An 8,827-nucleotide genomic window follows, 5' to 3' on the forward strand; every position below is an offset into this window, starting at 1 on the left:
GGCGGGGCCGGTCGCACAACTGTCGGCCATCAGCCGCACCTACCAGGAGGCCCGTTGCTGCCTGGATGCCCGGACGTCGGCCGGCGTCCGGTCAGGGCACCACCGTCACGGGCCACTTGCCCGCCTTGACCAGGCGAACAGCCACCGAACCCACGAAGCGGTGACCCGCCTGCTCCGAGGCGCCGACCACCACCGCGTCCGCCGTCAGCTCCTCCGCCGCGCTGACCAGGCCCGCGTACGGGTCGCCGCGGAAGGTGTGGAACTGCCAGCGCACCTCGTAGATGCCCCGGAGCCGCTCCGCCGACTCGCGGATCTCCGCGACCAGCTCCTGCGCGATCTCCCCGGTGGCATCGCCCACCGGCGCGCCCATCGAGGCCCCGGCCGGCATCACCGGCTGGACGTACACCAGGGCCAGCAGCGCGTTCTGCCGCCGGGCCAGCCCCGCCGCGTAGGCCGCCGCCCGCAGCGATGACTCCGAACCGTCAACCCCGGCGAGGATCACTTTCGGGCCGTCCGTACCGCGCTCGAATCCCGTGTTCACGTGCTCTGTCACCCTTCCGAGGCTATCCGGCTCGGCGCGCGGACCGGCGCCGCCCTCCCTACAGTGCGAACCATGAGTGCCAGCGTGGAGGAGACCCACGGGACCCGGAACCGCTTCCTGAACCGGGTGCCCGACGGATTCGGCGCGTTCTTCGGGGTCATCGGCCTGCTGTGCGCCCTGCTGGCGCTCTCACCCACCCTCCGGCGGCTGCTGCGCCACGTGGTGCGCTTCCTCGACCTCGTCGTGGTGCCGGTCAGCGCGAACCTCGCCTACGCCGTCTTCCTCTTCCTCCTCGCCGCTGCCCTCGGCACCCGCAAGAAGGTCGCCTGGTGGATCGTCGTCATCTATCTGGCCCTGCTGATCCTCGACGACGTGCTGGACATGGCCGTCGGCGACTACTGGATCGGCGTCCCCTCCATGGCCCTGGCTGTGGCAGCCCTCGTCCTCCTCATCGCCGCCCGCCAGGAGTTCTACGCCGCCTCCCGCCCCGGCGCCCTGTGGCGCGCCCTGATGGTCCTCGGCATCGGCCTGTTCGCCGCCGTCCTCGTGGGCTGGGGCCTCGTCGCGCTCTTCCCCGGCACCCTGCCCAAGGGCCAGTGGCTGGACTGGGCCGCCAAACAGGTCTTCGGCGGTCTCTTCTCCGCCCGGCAGTTCGACGGGCGCCCGCCCCGCCCGCTGTACTTCCTGCTCGGCCTCTTCGGCGCCCTCGCCCTGCTGAATGCCGCCGCGACCCTCTTCCGTTCCCAGCGGATGACCGCCGCCCTGCACGGGGACGAGGAGCCCCGCATCCGCGCCCTCCTCGGCGCCTACGGCCGGGGCGACTCCCTCGGCTACTTCGCCACCCGCCGCGACAAGGCCGTCGTCTTCGCCCCCAACGGCATGGCCGCGGTCACCTACCGCGTCGAAGCCGGCGTCTGCCTCGCCAGCGGCGACCCGGTGGGCGACCCCGGAGCCTGGACCCCCGCGATCGACGCCTGGCTGGCCGTGGCCCGCCGCTACGGCTGGCAGCCCGCCGTCATGGGCGCCTCCGAGGACGGCGCCAACGCCTACGCCCGCTCCGGACTCAGCGCCCTCCAGCTCGGGGACGAGGCGATCCTGCACGTCGGCCGCTTCGACCTCGACGGCCGCGACATGCGCGTCACCCGGCAGGCCGTCAACCGCGTCCAGCGCACCGGGGCCACCACCGTCATCCGCCGCCACTCCGCCCTCTCCGAGGACGAGATGCAGATGATCGTGGACCGGGCCGACCGGTGGCGCGACACCGAGACCGAACGCGGCTTCTCCATGGCCCTGGACCGGCTCGGCGACGCCGCCGACGGGGACTGCCTGCTCGTCGAGGCCCTCGACGACGAGGGGGAGCTGATCGCCCTGCTCTCCTTCGTCCCCTGGGGCAAGGACGGCATCTCCCTCGACCTGATGCGCCGCGACCGTACCGCCCCCAACGGGGTCATGGAGTTCATGGTCGCCCAGCTCTGCGCCGCCGCCCCCGGCCTGGGCGTCCGCCGGATCTCCCTCAACTTCGCCGTCTTCCGCTCCGCCTTCGAGGAGGGCGGCCGGATCGGCGCGGGCCCCGTCCTCAAACTGTGGCGCAAGCTGCTGCTGTTCTTCTCCCGCTGGTGGCAGCTGGAGGCGCTGTACCGCTCGAACGTCAAGTACGGCCCCGAGTGGTACCCGCGGTTCCTCTGCTACCAGGACGCCGGCTCGCTCGCCCGGGTCAGCCTCGCCTCCGGCATCGCCGAGGGCTTCGTCTCCGTACCCAGCCTGCGCACCCTGTGGGGCAACGGCCACCCCAAGGGCCTCACCAACCCCGCCACCACCGAGGGGCTCCCGTCCATCGCCTCCCTCAACCTGGACGCCGTAGGACAGGAGGACGGTGCCGTCCGGACCGAGCGGCTGCCCGAGCAGGTCCGGGTGCGCCACGACAAGCTGGAACGCATCCGGGCCGCCGGTACCGACCCGTACCCCGTCGGAATCCGCCGGCGCACCCACACCGTCGCCGAGCTGAAGGCCGTACACCCCGGCTACCCGCCCGCCGCCCGCTCCGGCGAGGAAGCCACCCTCGCAGGCCGCGTGATGGTCGTGCGCGACCTCGGAGGCGTGGTCTTCGCCGTGCTCCGCGACTGGTCGGGCGACCTCCAGCTGATGTTCACCCGCGACGAGGCCGGGGCAGGAGTCCTGGACGCCTTCACCTCCCAGGTCGACTTCGGCGACCACGTCGTCGCGAGCGGCGAGGTCGGCACCAGCCGGAGCGGCGAGCTCTCCCTCGTCGTCCGGTCCTGGCAGCTCACCGGCAAATGCCTGCGCCCCCTGCCCGACAAGCGCAAGGGCCTCGCCGACCCGGAGGCCCGGGTCCGGCGCCGTTACCTCGACCTCGTCGCCAGCCCCGAGGCACGGGACGTGGTACGGGCCCGCTCCAGCGCGGTGCAGGCCCTGCGCCAGGGACTGCTGGACCGCGGCTACCTGGAGGTCGAGACCCCGATGCTCCAGCAGATCCACGGCGGTGCCAACGCCCGGCCCTTCCGCACCCACATCAACGCCTACGACCTGGACCTGTACCTGCGCATCGCGCCCGAGCTGTACCTCAAACGGCTCTGCGTGGGCGGCATGGAGAAGGTCTTCGAGATGGGCCGCACCTTCCGCAACGAAGGCGTCTCCTACAAGCACAACCCCGAGTTCACCATGCTGGAGGCCTACCAGGCCTTCGCCGACTACGACGTGATGCTCGACCTGACGCGCGAACTGATCCAGGGCGCCGCCACGGCCGCCTTCGGCTCGCCGATCGCCCACAAGGCGGACCCCGACGGAAAGCTGGTCGTCCACGACATCTCCGGGCCCTGGCCGGTCAAGACGATGTACGGGGCGATCAGCGAAGCCCTCGGCGAGGAGGTCGACGCCGACACCGAGGAGCACCTGCTGCGCAGGCTGTGCGACCGGGCCCAGGTGCCGCACACCCCCGAGAACACCCGCGGCGACGTGGTCCTGGAGATGTACGAACGGCTGGTGGAGGAGAGGACCGGGCTGCCCACCTTCTACAAGGACTTCCCGACCGACGTCTCCCCGCTCACCCGACAGCACCGCAAGGACCCCCGGCTCGCCGAGCGCTGGGACCTGGTCGCCTTCGGCACCGAACTGGGCACCGCCTATTCGGAACTGACCGACCCGGTCGAGCAGCGGCGCCGGCTCACCGCCCAGTCGCTGCTGGCGGCCGGCGGTGATCCCGAGGCCATGGAGCTCGACAACGACTTCCTGGACGCGCTGGAGTACGCGATGCCGCCGACCGGCGGCCTGGGCATCGGCGTCGACCGCCTGGTGATGTTCCTGACGGGTCTGACGATCCGCGAGACGCTGCCGTTCCCGCTGGTGCGCCGGGGGTAGCGGGCAGGGGGCGTCTTCCCGGCCGGCCGCTGGTCCGAGCGGGTGAGGGGAAGGAGGTGCGTCCGCGCCTCTCGACATCCGGGGCGATGTCGTTGATACGTAGTAATAATGAAAAATGACGAGCCGACAGTAGGGCGACGCGTGCTCCTGCGTACCGCCGTCTTCCTCGGAATCGCCGCCGCCTCCGGACTGCTCAGCGGAGGCGAGAGCGGTACGCCCGGAGCCGGTACGGCGAGCGGACCCGCCGGCCCCGCCCCGGCCGCCGGACCGGGCCCGCACCCCGCCGCGGGGGCGCCCGGGCTGTCCCAGGGCCTGCCCGAGAGGTCGTACCGGCTGCGGCCGATGACGGCCGAGGCGCCCGCCCGGCAGACCGCGGCGAAGCCCGCCGTCCGCACCCGGCCCATCCTGGAACTGCCCTCCGACCCGAGCACGGCCGGCGCCATGGTGCTCACCTTCGACGACGGGCCCGACCCCCGCTACACCCCGGCCATCCTCGACACCCTCGCCCGGTACGGCGTACGCGCGATGTTCTTCGTCTGCGGGGAGATGGCCGCCGAGAACCGCGACCTGCTGCGCCGGATGGCCGACGAGGGCCACGTCATCGGCAACCACACCTGGACGCACCCGCACCTGACCCGGCTCAGCCGCCCCGCGCTGGCCGCCGAGATCGCCCGCACCAGCGAGGTCGTGGAGCAGACCGTCGGCGAACCGCCGCTGTGGTTCCGGGCGCCGTACGGGGAGTGGAACCGCGCCGCCTTCGAGGTCGGGGCCGAACTGGGCATGGAGCCGCTCGCCTGGACCGTGGACACCCTGGACTGGAAGGAGCCCGGCACCGCCACGATCGTCTCCCGGGTCCTGGGCGGCGCCGCGCCCGGCGTGATCGTGCTGTCCCACGACGCGGGCGGCGACCGGACCCAGAGCGTGCGGGCGCTGGACTCGTACCTGCCCCAACTGCTCGCGCGGGGCTACCGGATGACGCTTCCGGTGCTGCCCGCCCGCTGAGGCTCAGCGGGTGGCCACCATCCGGGCGAAGACGACCACGTTGCCGTCGTAGCCCCGGGCCTTGGAGTAGCCGCCGCCACAGGTGATGACCCGGAGTTCCGGGTGCCCGGTGTCCCCGTACACCCGCGCTCCGGGGAAGGTCTCCTTGGAGAACACCTCCACCCCGTACACCTCGAACACCGCGGTGCGCCCGTCGTACCGCTGCACCTCCACCTGGCTGCCCGGCTTGACCGAGCCCAGGCCGTAGAAGACCGCCGGGCCCTGCGCGTTGTCCACGTGGCCGACGATCACCGAGGAGCCCCGCTGGCCCGGCGAGATGCCGTTGAGGTACCAGCCCGCGAGATTGCGGTCCTGCGGCGGCGGGGCGTCGATCCAGCCCTCCGCGTCCAGCCCGACCGTCATCACCGGCGCGTCCACGTTGATCGTGGGGATCCGGATGCGCTGCACCGACGAGTGTTCCAGCTCCTCCAGGCCGGCGGGCGGCTGCGGCGGATTCAGCGGCAGCTGGCCGGACGTCACCGCGACGGCCGAGGCCGCGGTGGGCTGCGGCGGCCCGTCGTCGATGTTCACGCCGTTCCGCACCATGGCGAGGCCGCTGAGCATGACCAGGGCGAGTACGCCCCACGGTGAGCGTTTGCGTGACTGCCCGGTCTCGTCCTCGCCCATCGTTCTCCCTTCCCGACGCGGGGGTCCCGTCCCGCGTTCCTGTCCCGCCCCTGTACGCCCTACTTCACGCACGTTAAGGCTGGGTCGGCGGGACGGCGATCGGTGAGGGGCGAACGGGTGGCGAGCGGGCGGCGGGGTGCGCAAGGGGCCGGAAGGGGTGCGCCCATACAGGTAATCGTCACATAAATGCCTGACGGGTCGTGACCTGCGGATCCGTCAGCCGAAGTGTCCGCGCTTCGGCGTGTCGCTCAACCGAGCGGACCAAAGCCGGACATGCGGAGCTTGCGGGCCGACCTGAGGGTTCGTCGTGGGAGGCGTTCTCGTCGATCATCCGGGGCCGACGCTCCGGGGCGCTTCCCGCTGGAGGTTCCACCATGCGTGCTTTCCGCGCTCTCACCATGACGGCGGCCGTCTGCGCCGCGATCGGCCTCAGTGCTCCACTCGCCTCCGCGGATCCCCCGAACGGCGGGGTCGGGGGCAACGGGGGCAACGGCCCCAGCAACATCTCGGTCAACCCGTACGCCGTCCACCAGGGATCCACGATGCAGGTGAGCGCCTCAGGCTGCGGTCACGGAGGCACCGTCTCGTCGCACGGCAACTTTCCGCCGGCCAACCTGTCCGCCGGGTCGATCGGATTCGCCACCGTCCGGATCTTCAACCACGCCTCGCCGGGCAACCACACCCTGTCGGTCAGGTGCAACGACAACAGCCTGGTCGCCACGCACCGGTTCAGGATCCTCGACGGCAGGGGCGCTCAGGGCGGCATCGGAGGGTCCATCGGCCCGTCCACCGCCGAGACCGCCATCGGCGCGAGCCTCGTGGGCTTCGCGGCACTCGGAGCGGGCGTCCACGTGATGCGCCGTCGCCGCCCGCTGCGCGGCCAGGCCTGACCGGTCACGCCGGTCGGCCCCCGGAAGCCCCGACCGCGCTCGCCCCGGGTCCTGACCAGGACCCGGGGCGACCGGCGGTCCCGGGGCAGGACGGGAGGGCGGCCGCGCTGCGGGGCCGGAGCCGGCCGGGCAGGACGGGTGGTACGCGACGGGAGGAGGCAGGACCGGGGGCGGGACCCCGGCCGTGCGTGCCCGGACGGACGGCACTGCCTCAGTGCCCGCGGCCGGCGGCCCGTCGTCGCAGGGCGTACGCCGTACCGCCCACGGCGGTGAGGAAGAGGGCCGAGCCGGCGCCGAGTTCCAGGGGGTCCAGCCCGGACACGCTGCCGCCGAGGCCGCCGCGCACACCGCGCGCGGAGGGGGTGACCACGGAGGTGGCGGCCCTGGGGGCCACGGGCGCGGCGCTGGCAGCGGAGGTGGCGGCGGAGGTGGCGGCGGAGGTGGCCGCCCGGGTGGAGCTGGTGGTGGGTGTGCTCGTGCCGCCGGCGATCGTCAGATCGGCGGAGCCGGTCTCCCCGTTGCAGGTGAAGGAGACGGAGTACTGGGCTCCACGCCGGGCGTCGCGGTCGATGGTGACCCGCGCGGTCTTGCCGCGCTCGATGCTCACGGTGTCGAAGACACCGGAGGAGGAAGTGGCGAAGGCGGCGTCACAGCCGCTGACCGCGAGCACCACCTGGCCGCCCGGGGCGACCGTCGAGGGGGTGAGGGTGAAGCCGAACGAGGTGACCTGCCGGGTGCCGGTCCCGACCGCGGTCGCGGCGGGGGCGGCGAGGGAACCGAGCACGAGTACGGCGCCCGTGGCGCCGGCGCTCAGCAGGGCTGTGGCGGAGGTACGTATCGCACCCATGGTTGATTCTCCGGATCCCCGAGGAGCAGCCGCGGAACGGTTTCCGCACGTGGGGGGTCGTGCGCCTCGATGTCCGCCACGCTAGGCGCGGCGGCGGTGACCCGCGATCAGGAACGGGCGAATGGGGCATGGCCCTGGGCCGAACCGGGGACGGGAGCCCCGCCCCCGGTTTGGCGGGCCGCCGGGCCGGGTGGTCCTCAGCCGCCGAGATCCAGATGTGGGAACTGGGCGAGGAACGGCTCGGCGGTGGCCGAGATGCCCCGGCCGAACGGCGCGTCGAAGTCCCAGATCAGGAACAGCAGGAAGGCGATGAGCGCGCTGAAGAGGCCGGCCAGCAGCAATTCGCGGAACGACCGCCGGATCTGCAGGGTGAAGATCAGACCCACCGTCACCAGGGCCCCGGCGATCAGTCCGAACCACACCACCCCCGGCATGGTGGCCCCGGCACCGAGGCCGCGTGCGCTGCGGGAGTCGTCCACGGCCGCGACCTGGTCGACCAGCGGCTGGTACGCCTGCCCCTCGTGGTCGGTCTGCGGCTCGTAGTCGGTGACGTCCCGGCGGATACGTTCCAGCAGCTCCCCGCCGCGGTCGGTGAGTCGGCCGTGGTCCGCCATCTGCTTCCACTCGGTGTCCACCACGTGCGTCACGTACGCGTCGACGTCGGAGCGGATCTTCTGCCGCACCTCGGCCGGGTAGACCTCGGCGCGGACGCTGATCTCGTGCAGGGCCTGGGCCTCCTGGCGTACGGACTCCTGGGCGGCCCCGCGGCCCTCCCAGACGCCCGCGATCGCCAGGCCCAGGACGATCGCGTAGATCACCCCGATCATCATCGTCATGTACTCGATGACGTCGGGGGTTTCGTTCGGATCGTCGTCCTCGCCGATCCGGCGGTGGTTGAAGAAGGCGATGGACAGCACCACGGCACAGGCGGCGGCCATCGCGATGGACAGAACGAGCCATTCCGACAAGATGACTCCCAATCGGTTACATCGGTTGCACTGGTTGCATCGGTTGTGAAGCCGGCGCCGTGGCTACCGGGGGCGCAGCGCGACGATCGCGAGCACCGCGGGCGCGGCGGTCAGCAGGGTGAAGGTGACGGGTGAGATCCGGTGCTCGACCGGTTTGCGGGCGGGCGTGCGGTAGGCGGGACGGGCCACCGGCTTCATCGAGGGTGCCGGGGTCGCCGCGGGGGCGGGCGCCGGTGGGGGTGGGGTGGGCGCCTTGGACAGGCGGGGCGGCGCGGGCGCGGGCGCCGGCTTCGGCGGGGCCGGCTCGGGCCGGACGGGCCGCGGGGCCGGTTTCGGCGGGGCCGGTGGTGGCGGGGGTGGAGGCGGTGGTGTGGGCTTCGGGGGAGGCGGTGTGGGGACCGGGGGCGGCGGGGTGGGCTTCGGCGTCGGGGTCGGCGTGGGGGTCGGCTCCGGTGTCGGCTTCGGGGGGCACGGAGGGGGCGGCGGGGGGGCGGGGTGGCCCCCCGGATTGGCCCCACCCAGGTGGCCCCCACCAAGG

At 72.8% G+C, this 8,827-nt stretch carries 8 protein-coding genes; 3 read left to right on the plus strand and 5 right to left on the minus strand.

Annotated features, from left to right (window positions below):
* Positions 1-91: 91 nt before the first annotated feature.
* A complete protein-coding gene (locus AB0D94_RS37235; RefSeq protein ID WP_362062228.1) occupies positions 92-553 on the minus strand; it encodes a universal stress protein in 462 nt (153 codons plus the stop codon).
* A gap of 60 nt (positions 554-613) precedes the next feature.
* On the opposite strand from AB0D94_RS37235, the gene lysX reads away from it, so the two are divergent.
* A complete protein-coding gene (gene lysX, locus AB0D94_RS37240) occupies positions 614-3,916 on the plus strand; it encodes a bifunctional lysylphosphatidylglycerol synthetase/lysine--tRNA ligase LysX (protein ID WP_362062231.1) in 3,303 nt (1,100 codons plus the stop codon).
* 108 nt (positions 3,917-4,024) lie between these two features.
* On the plus strand, positions 4,025-4,918 hold the full coding sequence (locus AB0D94_RS37245; protein WP_362062234.1) for a polysaccharide deacetylase family protein: 894 nt from the start codon (positions 4,025-4,027) through the stop codon (positions 4,916-4,918).
* A gap of 3 nt (positions 4,919-4,921) precedes the next feature.
* Here AB0D94_RS37245 and AB0D94_RS37250 read toward each other — a convergent pair whose 3' ends face one another.
* Entirely contained in the window at positions 4,922-5,584 is a 663-nt protein-coding gene (locus AB0D94_RS37250; protein WP_362062237.1) for a class F sortase, read from the minus strand.
* Between the two features lie 374 nt (positions 5,585-5,958).
* On the opposite strand from AB0D94_RS37250, the gene AB0D94_RS37255 reads away from it, so the two are divergent.
* Positions 5,959-6,474 (plus strand): hypothetical protein, encoded by a 516-nt coding sequence (locus AB0D94_RS37255; protein ID WP_362062240.1) that lies wholly within the window; start codon positions 5,959-5,961, stop codon positions 6,472-6,474.
* 211 nt (positions 6,475-6,685) lie between these two features.
* Here the strand turns inward: AB0D94_RS37255 and AB0D94_RS37260 are convergent, their stop codons facing one another.
* From AB0D94_RS37260 to AB0D94_RS37270, 3 genes are all read right to left on the minus strand, one after another.
* Positions 6,686-7,321 (minus strand): hypothetical protein, encoded by a 636-nt coding sequence (locus AB0D94_RS37260; RefSeq protein ID WP_362062243.1) that lies wholly within the window; start codon positions 7,319-7,321, stop codon positions 6,686-6,688.
* A gap of 197 nt (positions 7,322-7,518) precedes the next feature.
* Positions 7,519-8,289 (minus strand): hypothetical protein, encoded by a 771-nt coding sequence (locus AB0D94_RS37265; RefSeq protein ID WP_362062246.1) that lies wholly within the window; start codon positions 8,287-8,289, stop codon positions 7,519-7,521.
* A 63-nt stretch (positions 8,290-8,352) separates the two neighbouring features.
* On the minus strand, positions 8,353-8,478 hold the full coding sequence (locus tag AB0D94_RS37270; RefSeq protein ID WP_362062249.1) for a hypothetical protein: 126 nt from the start codon (positions 8,476-8,478) through the stop codon (positions 8,353-8,355).
* Positions 8,479-8,827 lie beyond the last annotated feature (349 nt).

The sequence above is a fragment of the Streptomyces sp. NPDC048255 genome (genome assembly GCF_040652415.1).
Lineage (GTDB): Bacteria > Actinomycetota > Actinomycetes > Streptomycetales > Streptomycetaceae > Streptomyces.